The sequence below is a fragment of the Geodermatophilus sp. URMC 65 genome (assembly GCF_053502545.1).
Genome location: NZ_CP199954.1, coordinates 762604 through 783014, shown reverse-complemented (window position 1 = coordinate 783014; position 20411 = coordinate 762604). Strand labels below are relative to the sequence as shown.

Sequence of the window (20411 nt, the reverse complement as noted above, 5' to 3'; positions counted from 1 at the left end):
AGGTCGGTCGTCCCGAGCCGGTCCAGGACCGGACGATGTCGGAGCGGCTGCAGCCGGGCGATCCGGCCCTGATCCCACCCTGCCCACTGCGGGCGGCGACGAGGTCGTCGATCGGTGCCCGACGGACACGCGGAGGACCACACGGATGACGCGACTGAGCGACGACCTCGCCGACGAACTGGACCACCGGCTCGCGGGCGCCGACCGGGAACTGCAGGCGCGGTACCCCGGGGACACCGGCGCACGGCAGCCGGTGCACACCGTCTACGTCCCGGCCGACCGGTTCTCCGCCGACGCCCACAGCGAGTGGGGGGCCGCGGCGGTGGAGCTGCTCGACCGGCACGCACCGACGGCGGACGCCCTCGCGGGCGTCACCGGCATGCCCGTCGCCCTGGTGCACGACGTGCACGACCGGGTGCTCCGGAAGCTCGCCCGGGAACCGATCGAGGACCTGCGCGTGGACTTCGAGGACGGCTACGGCCGGCGCTCCGACGAGGAGGAGGACCGGGCAGCCACCGAGGCCGCCTCCGCGCTCGCCACGGTGGCCGGCACCGAGGGCGGTCCGCCCTTCCTGGGCATCCGGTTCAAGAGCCTCGAGGCGCCGACCCGCCGGCGGGGCCTGCGCACCCTCGACCTGGTCGTCGCCGGACTGGTCGCTGCCGGTGGCCTGCCGGAGGGGTTCGTCGTGACCCTGCCGAAGGTGACCTCGGTGGCCCAGGTCGAGGCGATGGCGGAGGTCTGCACCCGGCTCGAGCAGGCCCACGGGTTGCCCGCCGGCCGGCTGCGGTTCGAGATCCAGGTGGAGACCCCGCAGGCCGTCCTCGGCGCGGACGGGACCGCCACCGTCGCCCGCATGATCCCGGCGGCGGAGGGGCGCTGCACCGGACTGCACTACGGCACCTACGACTACAGCGCCGCCCTCGGCATCACCGCCACCCAGCAGAGCCTGGAGCACCCGGCCGCGGACCACGCGAAGGCGGTGCTGCAGGTCGCCGCAGCCGGCACCGGGGTGCGCCTCTCCGACGGGTCGACCAACGTGCTGCCGACGGGGGACCAGGACGCGGTGCACGCGGCGTGGCGGCTGCACGCCCGGCTCGTCGCACGGTCCCTGGAACGCGGCTACTACCAGGGCTGGGACATGCACCCCGGGCACCTGCCGACCCGCTACCTGGTCACCTACTCCTTCTTCCGCGCCAGCCTGCCGGCGACGGCGGCGCGGATCAGGGCCTACCTCGGCCGCGTGGAGGGTGGGGTCATGGACGAACCCGCCACGGCGCAGGCGCTCGCCGGCGCCGTCCTGCGCGGGGTCGACTGCGGGGCCGTGACGCCGGAGGAGGCCGGCGAGCTGACGGGTGTCGACCGCGCCCGGCTCGAGGGGCTCGCCCGACGCGCCGGGGTCTGACCGCACCGGGAGCCCTCGCGGGGACGGCGCGCTGCGACCGCCCTTCCCCAGCGGGTCAGCCGCGGCCGACGTAGGGCATCGCGGTGGCCAGCACGGTCATGTTCGCGACGTTCGCCCCGAGCGGCAGGCTCGCCATGTAGACGACCGCACGGGCCACGTCCTCGGCCGCCATCCTCGGCTCCGGTCGGATGCCGCCGTCGGCCTGGCGGACTCCCTCTGCCATGGCCTCGGTCATGTCGGTCGCCGCATTGCCGACGTCGATCTGGCCGCAGGCGATGCCGTGCGGACGGCCGTCCAGGGACGTGGACTTCGTCAGACCGGTGACGGCGTGCTTGGTCGCGGTGTAGGCCGCGGACATCGGCCGGGGGACCTGGGCGGAGATGGAGCCGTTGTTGATGATGCGGCCGCCCTGCGGTCGCTGGGCACGCATGACGCGGAACGCCTCGCGGGTGCAGAGGAAGACGCCGGTGAGGTTGACGGCGACGGCCGCCTGCCACTCGGCCAGCGGGATGTCGGCGACCTCCCGCGCAGCCGTGAAGGAACCCGCGTTGTTGAACAGCAGGTCGACCCGCCCGTGGAGGTCGACGGCGGTGTCGAAGAGCGCCCGCACCGACGCCTCGTCGGTCACGTCGGTCGGCACGGGGCGCAGCCTCCCGGCACCGCCCTGCTCGGCGACCGCCTGCAGTGCTCCCTGCCGGCGCCCGGCCAGGACGACGTGCCAGTCGTCCGCGGCGAGGGCCAGGGCGGTGGCCGCTCCGATGCCGCTGCCCCCGCCGGTCACGATGGCGATCTTCTCCCGCACGTCGTCCTCCTCGCTTCGACCTCGAGCTCCGTCAGACCGGGCGGCACCGTCGCGGGGTCCCGGACCGGAGGCCATGGGACCACCATCGGGCCCCACCGGCACCCGCTCACGGGTCGGCCGGCAGCGGTTCGGTGGGCCACTCGAGCAGGCGGGCGCCGAGCACCGCGGTCTGCAGGGCGAACCGCTGGTCGGGTCGGGACACGCGGTACCCGGTCAGCTGCGCGACCCGGGCGAGGCGGTAGGCCACCGTGCGGACCGAGACGTGCAGCCGCCGGGCGGCCTCGGTCGCGACGTCGCCGGTGTCGAAGTACGCCTGCAGGGTCTCCAGCAGCGCCTGCGCGCCGCCGCGGCCCTGCTCCAGGGGGCCGAGCACGTCGCGGACCAGGTCCGCGATCGCCGCCTGGTCGCGGCCGAGCACCCGGTACACCAGCAGGTCCCGGGGGTGCACCACGTCGTCGTCGGAGTCCAGCCGGTCGGCGAGGCTCAGCGACTCCCGCGCCTCCTCGTAGCTGCGCGGCACGCCCCAGACCCCGGGGAAGGCCCGTCCCGCGACCACCCGCCACCGGCCTGCGACCCGCAGCCGCCGCAGGTCCTGCTGCAGCAGCTCACCGATGTCGGCACCGCGCGCGGGGGCGCCCGCAGGCGTGGCGGCGCTGGGGACGAGGACGACGACGCGGCCGTCCTTCATCGCGATCAGCACCTCGCGGTCGCCGAACCGGTCGACGACCGCGCGCTCCAGCACGGTGGCGGCGCGGGCGACGTCGCCGTCGGGGTCGCGGGGGGCGACCAGCGCGACGTGGTGCGGCTTGCCCAGGTCGATCCCGAACAGCTCGGCGCGCTCGACCATCCGGGACACGTCGGCGTCCCCGCGGAGCAGGTCGTCGACGAACTCGGCCCGCACGGCCTCCTCGCGGCGGACCATCTCCCGGCGCTCGACCTGGTGTCCGTCGACGAGCACGCCGACGGCGTCGTCGAGGACGCGCAGCACCGCCTCCGCGGCCGCGCGGACCTCCTCCGGATCGGAGGAGCGCACGACGACGGGCAGCTGCCGCCACAACCGCCACGCCGCGGACAGGTACAGGTCGACCGCGCGCCGTGCGCCGACGCCCTGCGCCGCCGCACGCCGTCCCTGCTCCCGGACGGCGTGGAGCTCCCAGGCCTCCGGCCGGCGCCCGTGGATCGCGGCGTCGGCCAGCAGTGGCAGGTACTCGTCCAACAGGTCGGCCGGCGCCCGGGTGGCGGCCGCCGCCGAGGCGGCGACCGAGGTCAGCCAGTCCTCCGACGACGGCGCGGCCCGGCCGGGGCCCGGCCGATCGGCACTGGGGGACACGGGCGCTCCTCTCCTGGCCGCGGCTCGCCGGTCGGCCGGGCGGCCACGACCACCACTGCCGACGACCGGCAAGGAGAGCGTGCCCCATCCGACCGCCGGAGGCCGTAGCGGGCCGCGTCGGCAACAGGCATGGTCGAGGTCGGAGAGAAGGGAGTCGGTGGTGCTCAGCGATCACGAGCAGCGGGTGTGGGACGACGTCGAGCGGTTCTGGGCCGAGGAGTCCGAGGAACCCCCCCGGCCCGCACCGCTCCGGCGGACGCCCCGGGAGCCGGCCGACCTGCCCAGCCTCGTCGTCGCCGGCGCCTGGGCCGCGATCCTGCTGGTCCTCTTCGGGGCGCTGGCCGCGAGCCTGGCGGTCGGTGTCGCCACCGCACTCGGCTGGGCCCTGTGGCGGTACTGGCCCCGGCTGGGCCAGGCGGACACCACGACCTGGTCGGTGCTGCACGAGGTCGACCGGGGTCTGCAGGCGGCACGCCGACCGGCGGAGCAGCGGCGACCGCGGCAGCGGCGCCGCGGGTCGCCGGAGCGGTGAGGACCCGGCGGTCCGCTGCTCAGCCCACGCCGCGGTTCCTGCGTACCGAGTGGGCCCGACTGGCTGCCGTGCCGGCGGGGGCCGGCCGGTTCAGCCAGGATCTCGTGGCCGGGCTGCCGGAGCCGGCCCGTCGCTGGCTGACCCACGCGCTCGCCCCGGGAACACCCCTGTGGTCCTCGGTGCAGCTGCGGATGCGCGGCGAGATCAGGATCGGGACGTGGCGGCCCTTCACCGCCCGCCAGGTGCTCGCTCCTCCCCACGGGTTCATCTGGGCGGCCACCGCCCGCGTCGCGGGGCTGCCGGTCACCGGGTTCGACCGGTACGGCTCCGGCACCGGCCAGATGCGCTGGCGGCTGCTCGGCCTGGTCCCGGTGGTGAGCGGAGCGGGGCCGGACGTCACCCGCAGCGCCGCCGGCCGCCTCGCCGGGGAGGGCGTCTGCTGGCTGCCCACCGCCTTCGGTGCGGCCCGCTGGTCGGGTGGGCCCGAGCCGGACACCGCCGTGGCCACCTGGCGGATCGGCGACGTCGACGAGTCCGTCCTCCTGCGGGTCGACCCGGACGGTGCGCTGCGGGAGGTCCGGCTGCAGCGCTGGGGGAACCCGGACGGGCAGGCGTTCGGCCGTCACCCGTTCGGTGTCGCCATCGAGGCCGAACGCACCTCCGGCGGCGTGACGGTCCCGTCGACGCTGCGCGCCGGCTGGTGGTGGGGCACCGACCGGCAGGACGCCGGGGAGTTCTTCCGCGCCGAGGTCACCGACGTCACCTTCGGCTGACCGCTCACCGGCACACCCGCGGGGAGCGCCGGGTCGGCGCCCGCCGCGGCCGGGGGCGCGCTCGCGCTGCCGCCCGCGGACCCCTGCCCGGCCGCTCCGGCTCGGTCGGGTCGACCGCGACGAGGTCGGCGAACCCGGTGAGCTGCAGCGGGTGGAGCACACGGCGCCGCCCGCCCGTGTGGACCACCAGCCGCGCGCCGCGCATCCGGCACCGGCGGTGCGCCTGGGCCAGCACGGTGACACCCGCGGCACCGAGGAAGGTCACCCGGCTCAGGTCGACGACGAGCTCGCGGACGCCGCGCTGTCTCGCCTGGGAGTGGAGGCAGACGTCCAGCGCCGGAGCGGTGTAGGCGTCGACCTCGCCGATGACCTCGACGACCATGCGGCCGGGACGGGTGCCGGGCACGGCGGTGACCGACAACAGCTGACCGGTGCCGGGAGCGGCCGGGGAGGTGGGCGTGTGCAGCACGGGGAACTCCTTCCGGAGGTCCCACCCGCCGGCGCCGGGAGCGGAGGTGGGTCGCCGGCGGGTGGGGGTGCGGAGCGGGTCAGCGCGCCTGCTGGCAGGAGACGCAGCCGGCCGCGAACGGCCGGAACTCCAGCCGCTCGGCGGGGATGGCGCCGCCGCAGTACACGCAGGCGCCGTAGGTACCGGCGGCGATGCGCTGGAGCGCCGCGTCGATCTCCTCGATCGTGCGCAGCAGGCCGGCCGCGCGACCCTGCGCGACCGGGTCCGGCACGGAGGTGGCCGTCTCGGCCAGTGCCAGCTCGCGCTGCCGGACGCAGTCGGCCCGCTGGGCCTCGAGCAGCGCCCGGAACGGCGCGCGGTCCGGGGATGCGGTGGTGGGGGCGGTGCTCAGGGTGGTCATGGACTTCTCCCGGGATGACGAGAACGCGTCCCACCGGAGTGGGACGCGCAGGACGGGTGCGGAGACCCGGAGGGGTCAGGCACCCGCCGGTGGCGCCCGGTCCTGGCTGCGGCGCAGCACGTCCAGGCCGCGCAGGCCCCGGGCCCGCAGGCTCATCGCCAGGGCCAGCAGCCCGCCACCGGTCACCGGGGACGGACAGCGCGCGGGCGGCCCGGCGAGCACGGCCGGGCCGGCAGGCGAGGTCTGTGCGTCCACCGGGTTCCCCTCGTCGTCGTGGTCGGGCCGGTCGCACCTCCCGCGGACCTGAGCCCACCATGCCTGCCCCCGGCTGACCGGGACACGGCAGCGGCCGGTCAACTCGGGCCCCTCGAGGCTGCCGACGACCGGCAACGAGGTCGCAGGAGGGCTCCGGCGGTGGACGCCCGGAGGGCGCGCCGCTGAGGGCCCACCGGGCTGTCAGGACCGGTTGCTCAGCCGACCGGTCCGGCCGACCCGGCCGCGTACTCCCGCAGGGGCACCTCGCCGGCGGCCCAGGCGGCCAGGACCGGCTCGACGATGCGCCAGCCCTCCTCGGCCTCGACGTCGCTGATCGACAGGGTCGTGTGCCCGGCCAGCAGCTCGCGGAACAGGATCCCGTAGGCGGGCAGCTCCTGGCGGGGCAGGTCGACCTCGAGCACCTGACGCTCGAGGTCGAACGGGTCGCCGGCGCCGTTGAGGTTGAGCTCGAGGGCGATGCCGTCGGGCTCCAGGCGCATGCGCAGCACGCCGGGCTCGGGCCGGTGGGTGCCGAAGGGCAGGTGGGGGACCGGCTTGAAGTGGACGGCGATCTCCCGGCGGTCGGTCCCGAGGGCCTTGCCGGTGCGCAGCCGGAACGGCACCCCGGCCCAGCGCCAGTTGTCCACGGTGACGGTGAACTCGGCGTAGGTCTCTGTGCCGCGGGAGGGGTCGACGCCGTCCTCGGCGGTGTAGTCCGGCAGCTGCCGGCCGCCGACGGTGCCCGCGGTGTAGCGGGCGCGCACGGTGTCGCGGGCCATGTCCGCCGGCGGGCTGACCGCGCGCAGCACGTCGGCCTTGTGCGCGGGGAAGGTGGTGTCGTCGATGGCGTGCGGCGGCTCCATCGCCACCAGCGCGAGCAGCTGCAGCAGGTGGTTCTGCAGCATGTCCCGCAGTGCGCCGGCGGTGTCGTAGTAGCCGGCCCGGCCCTCCAGGCCCAGCGCCTCGTCGAAGACGATCTCCACCCGGTCGACGTGGGCGCCGCTCCACACCGGTTCGAACAGACGGTTGGCGAAGCGCAGGCCCAGCAGGTTGAGGGCCGTCTGCATCGCCAGGAAGTGGTCGATGCGGAAGACCGCCTCCTCGGGCACCAGCCGGTGCAGCACCTCGTTGAGCGCCCGTGCGTCGGCGAGGTCGCGGCCGAAGGGCTTCTCCACGACGACCTGCGCCCCCTCGGGCAGGCCCACCTCGACCAGTGCCTCGAGGGTCGGGCCGAAGACCGTGTTGGGCAGGGCCAGGTACACGATCGGCACGCCGGGCACCGGCTCGAGCGCGGCGCGCAGCTGCTCGGAGGAGGTGACGTCACCGCGGCTGTGGTGCAGGCGGGCGACCAGGCGCTCCCGGACCCGCACGTCGACCTCCGGGGCGTGGGCGGCCAGCCGGTCGCGGGCCCAGACGCGGTAGGCGTCGTCGTCCCAGTCCTCCCGGCTGACCGCGCGCACGACGACGTCCTCGGCGAGACCGCCGGTGGCGGACAGGGCGGCGAGGGAGGGCAGCAGCAGCCGCCCGGTCAGGTCACCGGAGCCGCCGAGGACCACCAGGGAGCGCCTCACGGCCGGGCCTCCTGCGCGCGCGCCAGCGCCCAGCCGCTGGAGACGACCCCCACGTGGCTGAACGCCTGCGGGAAGTTGCCGAGGAACGCGCCGCTGCCCGGGTCCACCTCCTCGGCCAGCAGCCCCAGCTCGGTGGCCCGCCCGCACAGCGACGCGTACAGCTCGTGGGCCTCGTCCAGCCGGCCCTGCCCGGTCAGGTTGTCCACCAGCCAGAAGCTGCACAACAGGAAGGCGCCCTCCTGACCGGGCAGCCCGTCGGGCGACTCGGTGTGCAGGTACCGGTACAGCAGCCCGTCCCCGGCGCCCAGTTCGCGGCACACCGCCTCGACCGTGGCGACCATCCGCGGGTCGTCGGCGGCGACCACCCGGCGCAGCGGCAGGGCCAGCAGCGACCCGTCCAGGCTCCCGTGTCCCTTCCCCTCGGCGTCGGCCAGGTGCTCGGTGAAGGTGCTGCGGTCGGGGTCCCAGGCCCGGTCGAGCAGGGTGGCCTGCATCCGGTCGAGCTCGGTGCGCCAGCGCTCCCGGGGATGGGGCAGGCCGCGGGCCTCGGCGATGCGCAGCGCGCGGTCGACGGCCACCGAGCACAGCGCGACCGAGTAGGTGAAGGGCCGGCCGGTGCTGCGGATCTCCCAGGGGCCGGCATCGGGGGTGTCCCACCGCTCGGTGGCCTGGTCGGTCAGCCGGCTCAGCAGCTGCCACAGGCGCGCGGTCACCTCGCCGCCCGAGCGCACCCACTGGTAGGCCACGTCGAGCAGTTCGCCGTAGACGTCGTGCTGCCGCTGGCCGGCCGCGCCGTTGCCCCAGCGGACCGGCGCCGAGCCCCGGTAGCCGGCCAGCGCGACGTCCTCCCACTCGGTGGAGGGCTGCCCGCCGTCCAGGGTGTACATGACGCTGACCCGGCCGTCGCGCTCGGCGTTGGTCAGCGTCCAGGCGAGGAACGACTCCGACTCGGTCGTCATGCCGATCCTCCGGAGTGCGTAGGTGGAGAAGGCGGCGTCGCGCACCCAGGTGTAGCGGTAGTCCCAGTTGCGCACGCCACCGACGTGCTCGGGCAGCGAGGACGTCGCCGCGGCCATCAGCGCGCCGGTGGGGTGGTGGTCGAGCAGCTTCAGCGTCAGCGCCGAGCGCCGGACCGGGTCCGGTTGCGGCCCCTCGTACCGCAGCCGGCCGGCCCAGCGGCGCCAGGCGTCAACGGTGCGGTCCACCAGCTGGTCGGGGTCGGTCCGGTACAGCACCCGGGTGTGTCCCGACCAGTGCAGGGCGACGGTCAGCTGCTGCCCGGCGCGCAGGGTCACCCGGCTCCCGATCGAGCCGTCCCGGGCCGGCGCCAGCTCGTGCGAGCACCACAGCAGCAGCTGCAGCTGCGGACGGGCCGACCACCGGATCCGCCAGGCCCCACCCTCCTGCGTCACCTGCACCGGGTCCAGCGGCGCGAGCCGGACGTCGACCTCCACGGTGCCGCTGACCACGCGCGCCAGCCGCAGCAGCTCGCCGCGCCCGGAGGGCACCAGCTCGTCGAGGTCCGCGCCCGAGCGCAGCGTCATGGCGTCGGTCACCTCCAGGACACCCTCGGGTCCGTGCAGCTCGGTGACCAGGACGCCGGTGTCCTCGACGTAACGCTGCCCGGCCTCCCGCAGGTCGACGGGGGCCACGGTCAGACTCCCGCCGCGCTCGGGGTCGAGCAGGCCGGCCAGGAAGGGCCGGCTGTCGAAGTCGGGCAGGCACAGCCACGGGATCGACCCGTCGCGGGCCACCAGCGCGCACGTCGTGCCGTCACCGACCAGCCCGTGGTCCTCGATGGGCAGGGAACCGTCGATGCGGGTCAGCGGGCGAGTGGGCACGGCGGCACGCTCCTCCGGTCGCGGGGACGTCCGTCGTTGCCTGCCCCGTCCCGGCCGCGTCGAACCCGCCGACCGCCTGCACCCGGTGCCGGACCGGCGCGGAGGGGGCCCGGTCCCGCCCCTGGTAGAACCGCGGGATGACCGCTGAGGGGTCGGTGCTGCTGGTGCTGGACCTCCTGGGCACGTTCGCCTTCGCCCTCAACGGCGCGCTGACCGCGTTGCGCGTGGCCCGGCTCGACATCGTCGGCATCGTCACCCTGGGCATGATCACCGCGCTCGGTGGCGGCATCATCCGCGACGTCCTGCTCGACGTCCCGCCGGCCACGTTCAACGACTGGCGCTACCTGGCCGTGGCGGCCGCCGGTGGCCTGATCGCCTTCACCTTCGGCCGCAGGCTCGAGCGGCTGAACACGCCCATCACCGTGCTGGACGCCGCGGGCCTGAGCCTGTTCGCCGTCACCGGTGCCGGGAAGGCGCTGCAGCTGGGCCTGGGGCCGGCCCAGGCGGTCATCCTCGGCGCGATCACCGGCGTGGGGGGCGGCACGCTGCGCGACGTCCTGGTCCGGCAGGTCCCGTCGGTGCTCAGCAGCGGGCTCTACGCCATCCCCGCGCTGATCGGCGCCACGGCCACCGTCGTCGTGACGCTGCTCGACGTCCACGGCCCCGCGACCGCGGTCGGGGCGGCGGCCCTGTGCTTCCTGATCCGCATGGTCGGCGTCCACTACGACCTGGACGCACCGATGCCCCCGCGGGCCCCCGACCCTCGGCCCGACGAGGACGGACAACGCTGACCGACGGTCGCTACGCGGCCAGCCAGGCCAGCGCGCCGACCACCAACGCCTGGGTGCCGGTGTCCAGGGTCGGTTGGACGACCGGCGCGAAGCGGGCGGAGTGGTTGACCGGGACGTCCTGGGCGACCCGGCCGGCAGCCTCGGCCGCGTCGTACACCGCCGCGTCGGTCCCGCCGACGAACCAGTAGGTGTAGGGCACGCCCAGCGCGGCGGGGATGTCGCTGAAGTCCTCGCTCGCCGACTGCCGGCCGGCCGGCCCCGCCTGCTCCCCGAAGAAGTCCGCGAAGGCCGCGGCCACCCGCTCGGTGGTGGCAGGGTCGTTGCGGGTGAGCGGGAACCGGTCGAACAGCTCGAACTCCGGCTCCTGCAGGCAGCCCGACGCCTGGCACTCTGCCCGGACGATCCGCTCGACGGCGCCCAGGACCGTGCGGCGGGTGGCGTCGCTGGACGTGCGCACGTTGAGCTGCAGCGTGGCCCGGTCGGGGATGACGTTGCTCGTCGTCCCGGCCTGGATGCTGCCGACCGTCAGCACCGCGGGCTCCCCGGGGGCGACCTCGCGGGAGACGACCGTCTGCAGCCGGACCACGATCATCGCGGCCAGGACGACCGGGTCGACGGCGCCCTGCGGCATCGAGCCGTGCGCGCCGCGCCCGTGCACCGTGATGCGCATGCTGTCCGCCGCCGACAGCGCGGCACCGGCGTGCGTGCCGACCTGTCCCGCGCGCCCCGGCGGCACGTGCTGCGCCAGGGCCACCTGCGGGGTCGGCACCAGGTCCGCGAGCCCGGCCTCGACCATGCCCCGGGCGCCGTCGCCGGTCTCCTCCGCGGGTTGGAAGAGCGCGATCAGGGTGCCCGTCCAGTGCTGCCTGCCCTCGGCGAGCAGCTGCGCGGCCCCGGCCAGGCACGCGACGTGCGCGTCATGGGCGCAGGCGTGCATCACCGGCACCTCGTTGCCGTCGGCGTCGGTGGCGGTGACCTGGCTGGCGTAGGGCAGCCCGGTCGCCTCGCGGACCGGGAGGGCGTCGATGTCCGCCCGCAGCAGCACCGTCGCACCGCCCCCGTTGCGCAGCACGCCGACCACCCCGGTGCCGCCCACCTGCTCGTGCACCTCGAACCCGGCGCCGCGCAGCCGGTCGGCCACCAGGCCGGCGGTCCGTGTCTCCTGGTGCGACAGCTCCGGGTGCTGGTGGAGGTCCCGGTACAGCTCCTCCTGCCACGGCCTCGTGTCCTCCAGGCCGGCGAGGACGACGGAGACGGCGGTCATGGGACACCCCGCTCCGGAGACGGACGGTCGGGCAGTGCTCCGCGTCAGTGTGCGCGATCGTCTCCGGCAGCGCTCCGGTCGGCGAGCAGCCTGGGACCCGGTCCGGAGCCGGTCAGAACTCGTGCCGGAGGCGCTTGGGCCACGGGCGGCCGTCCGGGTCGTAGGCCAGGTCGTACACCGGGGTGACCAGCGCGCGGGCCAACGACCCGCCGCCGGTCCGCCGGGGGTGGGCGCGCACCTGGCCGGCCGGGCGCGCACCGCGGCGACCGTCGTCGTGCCAGGCGTCCAGCTCGGCGGCGGCCCGGCGCATCGCCCCGGTCGCCTCGTCGAGGTCCAGCAGGTCGGCGTCGTCGCCGTCGGCCCGGCCGAGGTGCTCGCGCATCAGGGCCAGCCGGAGCTCGCGGGCGAAGGTCCGTGCGCCGTCGCCCAGCCCGCCGGGATCGACGGGGTCGCGGCTGTCGCGCTGCTCGTCGAGGACGGCGGCGGTGAGCTCCGAGTCGTGCGTCCAGGACCGCCGGTTGAGGTTGGCGCTGCCCACCGCGGCCCACACGTCGTCGACCACGCAGACCTTGGCGTGCACGTAGACCGGGCGGCCGGCCTCGTTCTCCAGGTCGAACAGCTGCACCCGGTCCCCGCCGGCCGCCAGCACGGTCCTCCAGGCCGTGTTCTGCCCGAGCAGGGAGGCGGGGAAGTGGAAGCCGCCCTCCCGGTCGACGTAGCGGGGGACGACGGCGACCAGGCGCAGCGCGGGGGAGCGGCGCAGTGCTGCGGCGAAGATGCCGGCGACGTCGCGCGACCAGAGGTACTGGTCCTCGACGTAGACGAGCCGGCGGGCTCGGGCGAGGGCCTTGGCGTAGCCCCGGGCCACGCTGCGCTCGCCGTCCGGCGCGAACGGGTACCGGGGCCGCCGCCGGGGGTAGGTGCGCAGCAGCTGCACCGTGCAGGTGCCTGCCGGGTCCGGTGGCGGTGCGGGTGGCGGGAGGGGATCGGGCGCACGGTCGATCCCGTGCAGCCGGTCGGGGACGGTGTGCCAGGGCCACCGGGTCGGCGGCGCCGGATCGGCCCACCGCTGCCGGAACACGGTCTCGACGTCGCGGACGGCGGGGCCGCGCACCTGCAGCTGGACGTCGTGCCAGGCCGGGGTCGGGCCGTACACCCGGGCGAAGGACCGCGCCTGCGGGTCCCCCGGGTGACCGTCGCCGTCGCGCCGGGAGCGTGCGGTGTCGATGCCCCCGAGGAAGGCCACGTCGTCCGCTCCACCGTCACCGGTCACCACGACGGCCTTCTGGTGGTGGGCGCCCAGCGGTCGCACCCGCTGGTCCAGCAGCACCCGGCCGCCCGCGGCGGTCACCGCCCGCGCCAGGGCCCGGTTCGCCTCCAGGGTGTAGCCGATCGCCTCGGGGTGCGAGCGCCACAGCAGCCCGCGCACCAGCGCCCCCCGGCGTGCCGCCGCCACCAGCGCGGCGCCCAACGGCGGTCCGCCGTCGTCGAGAAGCTCCTCGGCCTCGGCACGCCACCCGGCGAACAGGACGGCGTCCCCCTCCGCCGTGCGGGCCAGCGCCTCGGCCAGCACGGGCAGGTAGCAGCGGCCGTCCACCAGGGCGCGCACCGCGTTGCCCTCGCGCCAGGCGGGCAGCCCGGCGTGCTCGTTGCCGCGCTGGGCGGAGGAGAGCAACCACGGGTGCCCGCCGCGCAGTTCCCGCGCCCAGCGTGGCTCTCGACGGGCGGCTGGTGACCTGGACACGACCGGCGATCCACCCCTCGTCGTCCGGGACTCACGCCCAGGGCAGCCGGCTGCGGGTGCCCCAGTAGTCCTCGGGCTCCTGCGGCTCGACCAGTCCGCCGACGTCGAGGCCGGCGACCCGGGTCGCGTCCGCGTTGCTGGTCAGCTGGGCCACGGTCACCGCGCCGCTGAGCACGACGCCGCACCACGGCTGGGCGAGTGCCGCCCCCAGCGCGAGGGCGTCGACCCCGACGCCGTGCTCCCGCGCGGCCGCGGCGAGCGCGCTGTCGGCCGGCAGCCCGCGGTCGGTGAGGCGCCCGTTGGCGACGCCCTCCTTGACGACGACCCGCAGGCCGGCGGCGTGCGCCTCGGCCAGCGCACCGGCCGCCGACGTCTCGAGCAGGTTCCAGGTCGACTGCACGCTGGAGAACAGCGGCCGGCCGTCGACGGTGAGCTCCAGGCCGCGGCGGACGACGGCGGCCTGCTGCGGCCCGGACGTCGAGAACCCGATCTCGGTGCCGGCGTCCCGGACCTCGGCCATCCGGCGCTGCAGCGGCTCGTCGTCCCACAGCGGGCTCTCCCCGGTCAGCGAGTGCACCTGGTAGAGCCGCAGCCGGGGGCCGAGCAGCTCGGTGCTCTCCCGGTACTGGCGTTCGAACGCCGCCGCGGTGTGCTCCTTGACCTCGTGGCGGTCGGCGTCGGTGCGCCAGTCGGCCGTGTACCGGTAGCCCCACTTGCTGGCGACGAAGGGGACCTGCTCGCGACCCTGCAGCCAGGAGGCGAGGAACTCCTCGGCGCGGCCGTAGGAGCGGGCGGCGTCGACGTGGTCGATGCCCAGGGACGCCGCGGTGTCGAGCAACAGGTGGGTGCGGGCGCGCAGCGCCGCCGGCGTGCGGTCGGCGGGCAGGTCGCGGTCGCGGCCCGGGGTGATGTAGCCGGGCCGTCCGACCGCCGCCAGGCCGAGCCCCAGCACCGCGGTCGAGGTGCGTCCGGTCATCGTCGTCCCCCTGCCGGGTCAGCCCTGGACCTGCACGTCGCACTGCAGCGGCAGGGCTCCGGAGGACGGCCCCACGTGCAGCCGGAACCGGCCCGCCTCGGTGGCCCACCGGTGCCCGGCCCCGTCCCAGTGCTGGTAGGTGCGCTCGGGCAGCTCCACCGTCACGGCCACCTCCTCCGCCGGGTCGGCCTCCGCCACGGCGAAGCCGGCCAGCCAGCGGACCGGCCGCTCGACCGCGCCGTCCGGTCGGGCGGCGTAGACCTGCACGACCTCCCGTCCCCGCCGGCTGCCGGTGTTGCGCAGCCGCACGGTGACCGCCGCGGCGTCGGCCTCGGCGGACAGGTACTCCCACGTGGTGTAGCCGAGGCCGGAGCCGAACCGGAACCGCGGCTCCCGGCCGTCGCGGTCGTGGCCGCGGTGGCCGACGAACAGGCCCTCGTCGTAGCGCAGCGTCCCGTCGACCGGCCGCGGGGAGGGCAGGCCGTCCTCGTCGGCCGGCCAGGTGACCGGCAGCCGGCCGCCGGGCTCGGCGACGCCGAGGAGGACGTCGGCGAGGGCGTTGCCGCACTCCTGCCCGGGGAACCAGGTCAGCAGCACCGCCGGTACGTCGTCGGCCCACGGCAGCAGCACCGGGGCGCCGGCGTTGACGACCACCACCGTGCGCGGGTTGACCTCGACCACCCGGCGGACCAGCTCGTCCTGCCGTCCCGGCAGCGCGAGCGAGGTGCGGTCGAAGCCCTCGCTCTCCACCTCCTCGGTGGTCCCCACGACGACGACGGCGACGTCGGCGTCCCGGGCCAGCGCCACGGCCTGCTCGAGCTCGGCGTCGTCGTCGGCGTCGCGGGCGACGTTGACCTGGACCGTCACCGACTCCTCGTCCGTGCCCGCGACGCCCCCGGCGGGCTCCGGCACGTGGCCGACGACGACCTCGACCTCCTCGCCGGCCCGCAGCGCCACGGCCACGGACTCCTGCGGGGGCCGCATCATGCCCTCGACCGGGTCCGCGCCCGGCGGCAGGCCGATCCGGGTGTCCAGGCGCACCTGCCCATCGACCGTGACCCGGAACGGACCCACGCCGGAGGCACCGATCCGGTGGGTGCCGTCCGCCTCGGCCCGCACGCGGGTGTGCACCTCCACCGCCCGCACCCGGTCCACGGGCAGGCCCGGGCCGTAGGAGCCCAGCCAGGTGAGGGCCGCCGCCTCGCGCTGCTCGGTGCCGAGCACGGCGCCGTCGGCGTCGAGGAAGCGCACCTCCACGCCGCGGCCGCCGTCGGGTCGGCGCAGCAGGTCGGGATCCGCCGGGGGCAGGCGGTGCGTGCTGCGGCCGCCGCGGCCGTGCCGGACCTCGACGTCCGGCCCGAGGGCGGCGCGCAGCCCGGCCAGCGGGGAGACGGTGTACGGCGGGAAGACCGTCGCGCTGCCGCCGCCCAGGGTGCGGGCCTCCACCGCGTTGGGCCCGAGGACGGCGACCCGCCGCAACCGGCACCGCTCGAGGGGCAGCAGGGGGCCCGCGCCGGAGGCGGCCGGCTCGTTGCGGGCCAGGACGAAGCCCGCGGCGGCGGTGGCCCGCAGCTCCGCGCTGATCTGCTCCGCGGTCCAAGCGGTGGCGTCCCGGCCGGCGACCCCCGCCAGGGCGCCGACCCGCCCGGCCAGCCGGAGCACCCGCAGCACCTTGTCGTCGACGGCCGACTCCGGGATCTCCCCGGCACGCACCGCCGCGACGAGGGCGTCGCCCCAGGGGCCCCGCGGACCCGGCATCACCAGGTCCAGCAGGCCGTCCCCGGCCGCAGCGAGCGACCGGGCGGCGAACCAGTCGGACACGACGACCCCGTCGAAACCCCACTCGCCCTCGAGGACATCGCGCTGCAGCGGGCTCTCGGTCATCGTCGTCCCGTTGACGCCGTTGTAGGCGGCCATGACCACCCAGACGCCGCCCTCCCGCACGATCGCCTCGAAGGGCGCCAGGTACACCTCGCGCAGCACGCGCTCGTCGACCCGGACATCGGCGGAGAACCGCTCGGTCTCCTGGTCATTGGCGACGAAGTGCTTGACGGTGGCGCCGACCCCCTCGTCCTGCAGCCCGCGGACGTAGGCGACGCCGACCCGGGCGGTGAGCAGCGGGTCCTCGCTGAAGCACTCGAAGTGCCGCCCGCCGTAGGGGGTGCGGTGCAGGTTGACGGTGGGGGCGAGCAGCACGTCGACGCCCCGGCGGCGGGCCTCCGCGGCCAGCAGCCGGCCGAGGCGCTCGACGCGGCCGACGTCCCAGGTCGCGGCCAGCGCCGTGGGGGAGGGGACGTTCGCGGAGGTGTCCCGCTCGTCCCAGCGCTCGCCGCGGACGCCGGCCGGACCGTCGGAGACGACCAGGCGGCGCAGTCCGACGACCGGCTCGGGGTGCAGCGACCAGACGTCCGCGCCGGTCAGCAGGCGCACCTCCTGCTCGAGGTCCAGCCGGTCGAGCCGCGTGCGCAGGTCGTCGGGCACGGGGGTGCGTTCCCTTCCGGCGCGGGAGGGGCAGCGCGCCGGCCGGTGGGCGGGCTGCGGCGGGAGGCCACCGCAAGGTCTAGTTCGGGGGACGGGCGCGGTCAACCGGAGCGCCGTGCGCCCGACGTCGTCCCTCGGGCAGGGTGGTCCCCGTGAAGCTGCTGCTGCCCGACTCCGTCCCGCTCGACCCCGCGCTGCCCGAGGGGGTCGAGGCGGTGCGCTACGACGCCGGCGCCCCGGTGCCCGAGGAACACCTGGACGCCGAGGCGCTCGTGGTGTGGGGCAACCGCCCGGGCGACCTGCGTGCCGTCGCCGGCCGGATGCCGCAACTGCGCTGGGTGCAGACCCTGGCGGCCGGGCCGGACGTCGTCCTGGACGCGGGCTTCCCGGACGACGTCGTCGTCACCTCCGGCGTGGGTCTGCACGACCGGCCGGTCACCGAGCACGCCCTCGCCCTGGTGCTCGCACTGCTGCGCCGGCTGCCGGAGGCGATCGCCGCGCAGGCCGAGCACCGCTGGGCCGGCGAGCTCGGCGGGCTGCAGCCGCTGCACCCCGACGGCCGGGTGACCACCCTGATGGGCGCCCGGGTGCTGGTGTGGGGCTTCGGCAACATCGGCCAGCACCTCGCCCCGATGCTGCAGGCCCTCGGCGCGCAGGTGCGGGGCGTGGGGCGCAGCGCGGGGGAGCGGGCCGGGTTCCCCGTCGTCGCCCAGGACGAGCTGGAGGCCGAGCTCGGGCGGACCGACGTCCTGGTGATGATCCTGCCCGCCACCGAGGCCACGACCCACGCGCTGGACGCCGCCCGGCTGGCCGCGCTGCCGCGGCACGCGCTGGTCGTGAACGTCGGCCGGGGGACGACGGTCGACGAGCCCGCCCTCGTCACCGCGCTCACCGAGGGGGGCATCGCCGGCGCCGCGCTCGACGTCACGGAGGTCGAGCCGCTGCCGGCGGGCTCCCCGCTGTGGGACGCGCCGAACCTGCTGCTCACCCCGCATGCCGCCGGCGGCCGGCCGGTCGGTGCCGACGAGCTCGTCGGCGCCAACCTCGAGGCCCTGCTCGCCGGCGGTGAGCTGCGCAACGTCGTGGCGCGCTGACCCCCCGACGGGGGAACACTGTCGACAGTCGGCACGGTCGCCGGGACGGCGCGGCTACGATGACGGTCGACGAGGAGGCTGCTGCGTGAGCGTTGAGTCACTGTCGGCACTGGACCGGAGCACGCTGCGCGAGCGGTCCCTCGAGGCGCTCCGGTCGGCCATCCTCTCCGGCCGGTACCGGCCCGGCGACCACCTCGGTGAGGTCGAGCTGGCGGGGTCGCTCGGGGTCAGTCGCGGCACGGTGCGCGAGGCGCTGCGGCACCTCCAGCAGGAGGGCCTGGTCACCGCCGGCAACCGCGGCATGCTGCGGGTCAACAGCCTGACCTCCGCCGAGGTGCACGAGCTCTTCCGGGTCCGGGCCGCCCTCGAGGGGCTCGCCGTCCGGGAGGTCATCGCCTCCCCCCGGCGCGAGGCCGCCGCCGAGACGCTGCGGGCGGCCGTGGAGCGGCTCTCCGACGAGGACGAGCCCGCCGTGCGGATGGAGGCCGACCTGGCCTTCCACCTGCTGCTGTGCCAGCTGTCGGGCAACTCCATGCTGGTCGAGGCCTGGCAGCGGCTCGAGGGCCGGATGCGGGTCGCCATCCTCAACGGCGCGGCCTGGCAGGCGCCGATGATGGCCCGCGACCGGCACGTCCCGATCGTCGAGGCGATCGAGCGCGGGGACGTCGAGGCGGCCGTGCGGGTCGTCGACGAGCACATGGCCGGCGCCGCGGAGCACTTCGCCGAGGCCACCGGGCCTTCCTGAGGAAGGACCCCGTCCTCCCCGCCCCTCGCAGGCTCGGGGCGGGCCGCTGGACGGGGCCGCCTGCCCCCCACCGCTCGCAGGCTCGCGGCGGGACCCGTAGGAGGACGGGGTCCTCCTACGGGCTGGCGGTGCCCAGGAGGGCTCCCGCTGTCGTGCTGCCTCCGGGCTGACCTGCGCCGACGCAGGCAACCGAAAGTGACCCTTGACACCGTGACGGTCGCCACTCACTCTAGTTATCAGTTGACTGTCAACAGTCAACTCGCAACGGGGACCTGACGCCCATCGCTCACCGGAGACCACCATGACCGAGCGGCACCCAACACTCCACGACCCACACCTCGAGGAAGTCGCCGTCTGGCACCTGTCCGAGGGCTCCCCGACCGAGAAGGTCACCGTCGGGCGCCCCGTCGATGCGACGATCGAGACCCGCAGCTCCACCGGCTCTCGCAGGCTGGAGGGGGACTGACATGGCCGACACCACGTTGCTCCTGCTGCACACCGGGATCACGGTGGCGATCGTCGTCGGCCTCATCGTCTTCGCGAAGATCAACCCGGTCATCTCGCTGGTGATCGGGGCCCTCTATCTCGGCATCGCCGCAGGGCTGGGCTACGAGGCGACGACGACCGCCGTCGTCGAGGGCTTCGGCAACCTGATGGCCGAGGTGGGGCTCATCATCGGGTTCGGCGTGATGCTCGGGACCCTGTTGTCGGCCATGGGGACGCTCCACCGCGTCGTGGACGGGATGCTGCGCCTCGTGGGGGCCAAGCGCTCCCCGTACGTCATCGGCCTGACCTCGGGGATCGTCTTCCCCGCGATCTACTTCGACGTCGCGCTCGTGATCCTGGGGCCCATGGCCCGGTCGATCGCCCTGCGGACCGGGCTCAGCATCGCGCCGCTGGCCGGCGCACTGGCCATCGGCCTCGAGGTGGCGCTCCTGATGGTCCCGCCCGGTGCAGCCGCGCTCGCCATCGCGGCCGCCCTCGACATCCCGCTCGGCACCATGCTCCTGTGGGGCATCCCCTTCGGCGTCGTGGTGATCATCGCCAGCGTCGCGCTGCACACCCTGCTGATGCGCTTCACCTGGAACGAGCAGCGCGACGACGACCCGCTGACCGACCCGGAGCACACCGGGGAGATCGCCGGCTACGGCGGTCCGTCCGCCGCTGAGTCCACCGGTGGACAGCCGGTCGCCCCAGGTGGCCAGCCGGCCGGAGAGCCAGGGCGTGGCGGCAGCGCGACGGCCGTCGCACGTGACCCGCAGCCCGTCAGCACCGGGACGCCGGGCAGGCAGTTGCCCCTGTTCGTCGCCCTGCTGCCGCTGCTGGTGCCGCTGGTGCTCATCGTGCTCGACACCACCACGAGCGCGTTCGGCGCGGAGGTGGGCCTGCTCGGGTTCCTCGGCAACCCCGTGGTGGCGCTGCTCATCGGCCTGCTCATCGGCTTCTTCCTCGCCATCCCGGCCCTGGGGCGGGAGGGCGTCGAAGAGGTGGTCGTGCGGGCCGCCGGGACCAGCGGCGTCATCCTGCTGTTCACCGGCGTCGCAGGATCGCTCGGGCAGGTCATCGCGGAGACCGACGTCGGGAACCTCGTGGCCGGCCTCTTCAGCGCCAACGCGGCCTACCCGCTCGTGCTGGCCTGGCTGGTCGCGGCGCTGCTGCGCCTCGCCCAGGGCTCCGGGTCCGTGGCTGCCATCACCGCGGCGTCGCTACTGGCTCCGGTCGTCGGGAGCCTGGGGCTCAACCCGGTGCTGATCTGGCTGGCCGCCGCGTCCGGGGCCGCCTTCGGCGGACACGTCACCGACAACACCTTCTGGATCTTCAAGACGCTGCTGGGCCTGTCCGTGCGCGGCGCCTTCCAGGTCTACACGGTCGCCCAGGCGGTGCTGTCGTTCGTCGGCCTGGGCACGGTCCTCGTGCTCGGCATCTTCGCCTGACCGAATC

Annotated in this window: 19 protein-coding genes; 8 read left to right on the top strand and 11 right to left on the bottom strand. The window is 75.7% G+C overall.

The annotated features are described in order from the left end of the window. The first annotated feature begins 145 nt into the window (after positions 1-145). Positions 146-1402, top strand: a complete 1257-nt coding sequence (locus ACWIX7_RS03640; protein WP_448620261.1) for a DUF6986 family protein — start codon at positions 146-148, stop codon at positions 1400-1402. A gap of 55 nt (positions 1403-1457) precedes the next feature. On the opposite strand, the gene ACWIX7_RS03635 is transcribed toward ACWIX7_RS03640, so the two are convergent. Together ACWIX7_RS03635 and ACWIX7_RS03630 are read right to left on the bottom strand one after the other, a co-directional pair. Further along, positions 1458-2204, bottom strand: a complete 747-nt coding sequence (locus tag ACWIX7_RS03635) for an SDR family oxidoreductase (protein WP_448620260.1) — start codon at positions 2202-2204, stop codon at positions 1458-1460. A gap of 106 nt (positions 2205-2310) precedes the next feature. Beyond that, positions 2311-3534, bottom strand: a complete 1224-nt coding sequence (locus ACWIX7_RS03630) for a PucR family transcriptional regulator (protein ID WP_448620259.1) — start codon at positions 3532-3534, stop codon at positions 2311-2313. Positions 3535-3694: 160 nt separating this feature from the next. Here ACWIX7_RS03630 and ACWIX7_RS03625 point away from each other — a divergent pair, with 160 nt between their 5' ends. Together ACWIX7_RS03625 and ACWIX7_RS03620 are read left to right on the top strand one after the other, a co-directional pair. Next, entirely contained in the window at positions 3695-4066 is a 372-nt protein-coding gene (locus ACWIX7_RS03625; protein ID WP_448620258.1) for a hypothetical protein, read from the top strand. Continuing rightward, the gene (locus tag ACWIX7_RS03620; protein ID WP_448620257.1) at positions 4063-4839 is read left to right on the top strand and encodes a DUF6544 family protein; all 777 of its coding nucleotides are present in this window, start codon (positions 4063-4065) and stop codon (positions 4837-4839) included. The genes ACWIX7_RS03625 and ACWIX7_RS03620 overlap by 4 nt, the downstream gene beginning before the upstream one ends. Positions 4840-4843: 4 nt before the next feature. Here the strand turns inward: ACWIX7_RS03620 and ACWIX7_RS03615 are convergent, their stop codons facing one another. From ACWIX7_RS03615 to ACWIX7_RS03595, 5 genes are all read right to left on the bottom strand, one after another. Then, positions 4844-5308, bottom strand: coding sequence for an STAS domain-containing protein (locus ACWIX7_RS03615; protein WP_448620256.1), 465 nt, complete (start codon positions 5306-5308; stop codon positions 4844-4846). A gap of 79 nt (positions 5309-5387) precedes the next feature. Then, a complete protein-coding gene (locus ACWIX7_RS03610) occupies positions 5388-5708 on the bottom strand; it encodes a TraR/DksA family transcriptional regulator (protein WP_448620255.1) in 321 nt (106 codons plus the stop codon). Between the two features lie 75 nt (positions 5709-5783). Beyond that, positions 5784-5963 carry a hypothetical protein gene (locus ACWIX7_RS03605; protein WP_448620254.1) on the bottom strand — a complete coding sequence of 60 codons (180 nt, stop codon included), beginning with the start codon at positions 5961-5963 and terminating at the stop codon, positions 5784-5786. A gap of 215 nt (positions 5964-6178) precedes the next feature. After that, complete coding sequence (locus ACWIX7_RS03600) at positions 6179-7534, bottom strand: glucose-6-phosphate dehydrogenase (protein ID WP_448620253.1); 1356 nt, start codon at positions 7532-7534, stop codon at positions 6179-6181. Continuing rightward, complete coding sequence (locus tag ACWIX7_RS03595) at positions 7531-9375, bottom strand: glycoside hydrolase family 15 protein (RefSeq protein ID WP_448620252.1); 1845 nt, start codon at positions 9373-9375, stop codon at positions 7531-7533. The genes ACWIX7_RS03600 and ACWIX7_RS03595 overlap by 4 nt, the downstream gene beginning before the upstream one ends. 137 nt (positions 9376-9512) lie before the next feature. On the opposite strand from ACWIX7_RS03595, the gene ACWIX7_RS03590 reads away from it, so the two are divergent. Continuing rightward, the gene (locus tag ACWIX7_RS03590) at positions 9513-10166 is read left to right on the top strand and encodes a trimeric intracellular cation channel family protein (protein ID WP_448620251.1); all 654 of its coding nucleotides are present in this window, start codon (positions 9513-9515) and stop codon (positions 10164-10166) included. Positions 10167-10176: 10 nt separating this feature from the next. On the opposite strand, the gene ACWIX7_RS03585 is transcribed toward ACWIX7_RS03590, so the two are convergent. The 4 genes from ACWIX7_RS03585 to ACWIX7_RS03570 all read right to left on the bottom strand — a co-directional run bounded on the left by ACWIX7_RS03585 (position 10177) and on the right by ACWIX7_RS03570 (position 16631). After that, entirely contained in the window at positions 10177-11430 is a 1254-nt protein-coding gene (locus ACWIX7_RS03585; RefSeq protein WP_448620250.1) for an amidohydrolase, read from the bottom strand. 112 nt (positions 11431-11542) lie between these two features. Then, positions 11543-13174, bottom strand: a complete 1632-nt coding sequence (locus tag ACWIX7_RS03580; protein WP_448620249.1) for a phospholipase D family protein — start codon at positions 13172-13174, stop codon at positions 11543-11545. Between the two features lie 31 nt (positions 13175-13205). After that, positions 13206-14150: an aldo/keto reductase gene (locus ACWIX7_RS03575; RefSeq protein ID WP_448620248.1), complete on the bottom strand. Its 945-nt coding sequence runs from the start codon at positions 14148-14150 to the stop codon at positions 13206-13208. An 18-nt stretch (positions 14151-14168) separates the two neighbouring features. After that, positions 14169-16631 (bottom strand): beta-glucosidase, encoded by a 2463-nt coding sequence (locus tag ACWIX7_RS03570; protein WP_448620247.1) that lies wholly within the window; start codon positions 16629-16631, stop codon positions 14169-14171. 152 nt (positions 16632-16783) lie between these two features. On the opposite strand from ACWIX7_RS03570, the gene ACWIX7_RS03565 reads away from it, so the two are divergent. The 4 genes from ACWIX7_RS03565 to ACWIX7_RS03550 all read left to right on the top strand — a co-directional run bounded on the left by ACWIX7_RS03565 (position 16784) and on the right by ACWIX7_RS03550 (position 20404). Then, positions 16784-17725, top strand: a complete 942-nt coding sequence (locus ACWIX7_RS03565; protein ID WP_448620246.1) for a phosphoglycerate dehydrogenase — start codon at positions 16784-16786, stop codon at positions 17723-17725. Positions 17726-17810: 85 nt separating this feature from the next. Continuing rightward, the gene (locus ACWIX7_RS03560; protein WP_448620245.1) at positions 17811-18470 is read left to right on the top strand and encodes a GntR family transcriptional regulator; all 660 of its coding nucleotides are present in this window, start codon (positions 17811-17813) and stop codon (positions 18468-18470) included. Between the two features lie 301 nt (positions 18471-18771). Then, positions 18772-18936 carry a hypothetical protein gene (locus tag ACWIX7_RS03555; RefSeq protein ID WP_448620244.1) on the top strand — a complete coding sequence of 55 codons (165 nt, stop codon included), beginning with the start codon at positions 18772-18774 and terminating at the stop codon, positions 18934-18936. A gap of 1 nt (position 18937) precedes the next feature. Further along, positions 18938-20404, top strand: a complete 1467-nt coding sequence (locus ACWIX7_RS03550; RefSeq protein ID WP_448620243.1) for a GntP family permease — start codon at positions 18938-18940, stop codon at positions 20402-20404. Positions 20405-20411: the final 7 nt, after the last annotated feature.

Excerpts from the sequence above, each read along its gene's own strand:
- ACWIX7_RS03640 (WP_448620261.1), top strand. The coding sequence starts at position 146 with ATGACGCGACTGAGCGACGACCTCGCCGACGAACTGGACCACCGGCTC.
- ACWIX7_RS03610 (WP_448620255.1), bottom strand. The coding sequence starts at position 5,708 with ATGACCACCCTGAGCACCGCCCCCACCACCGCATCCCCGGACCGCGCG.
- ACWIX7_RS03590 (WP_448620251.1), top strand. The coding sequence starts at position 9,513 with ATGACCGCTGAGGGGTCGGTGCTGCTGGTGCTGGACCTCCTGGGCACG.
- ACWIX7_RS03585 (WP_448620250.1), bottom strand. The coding sequence starts at position 11,430 with ATGACCGCCGTCTCCGTCGTCCTCGCCGGCCTGGAGGACACGAGGCCG.
- ACWIX7_RS03575 (WP_448620248.1), bottom strand. The coding sequence starts at position 14,150 with ATGACCGGACGCACCTCGACCGCGGTGCTGGGGCTCGGCCTGGCGGCG.
- ACWIX7_RS03555 (WP_448620244.1), top strand. The coding sequence starts at position 18,772 with ATGACCGAGCGGCACCCAACACTCCACGACCCACACCTCGAGGAAGTC.
- ACWIX7_RS03550 (WP_448620243.1), top strand. The coding sequence starts at position 18,938 with ATGGCCGACACCACGTTGCTCCTGCTGCACACCGGGATCACGGTGGCG.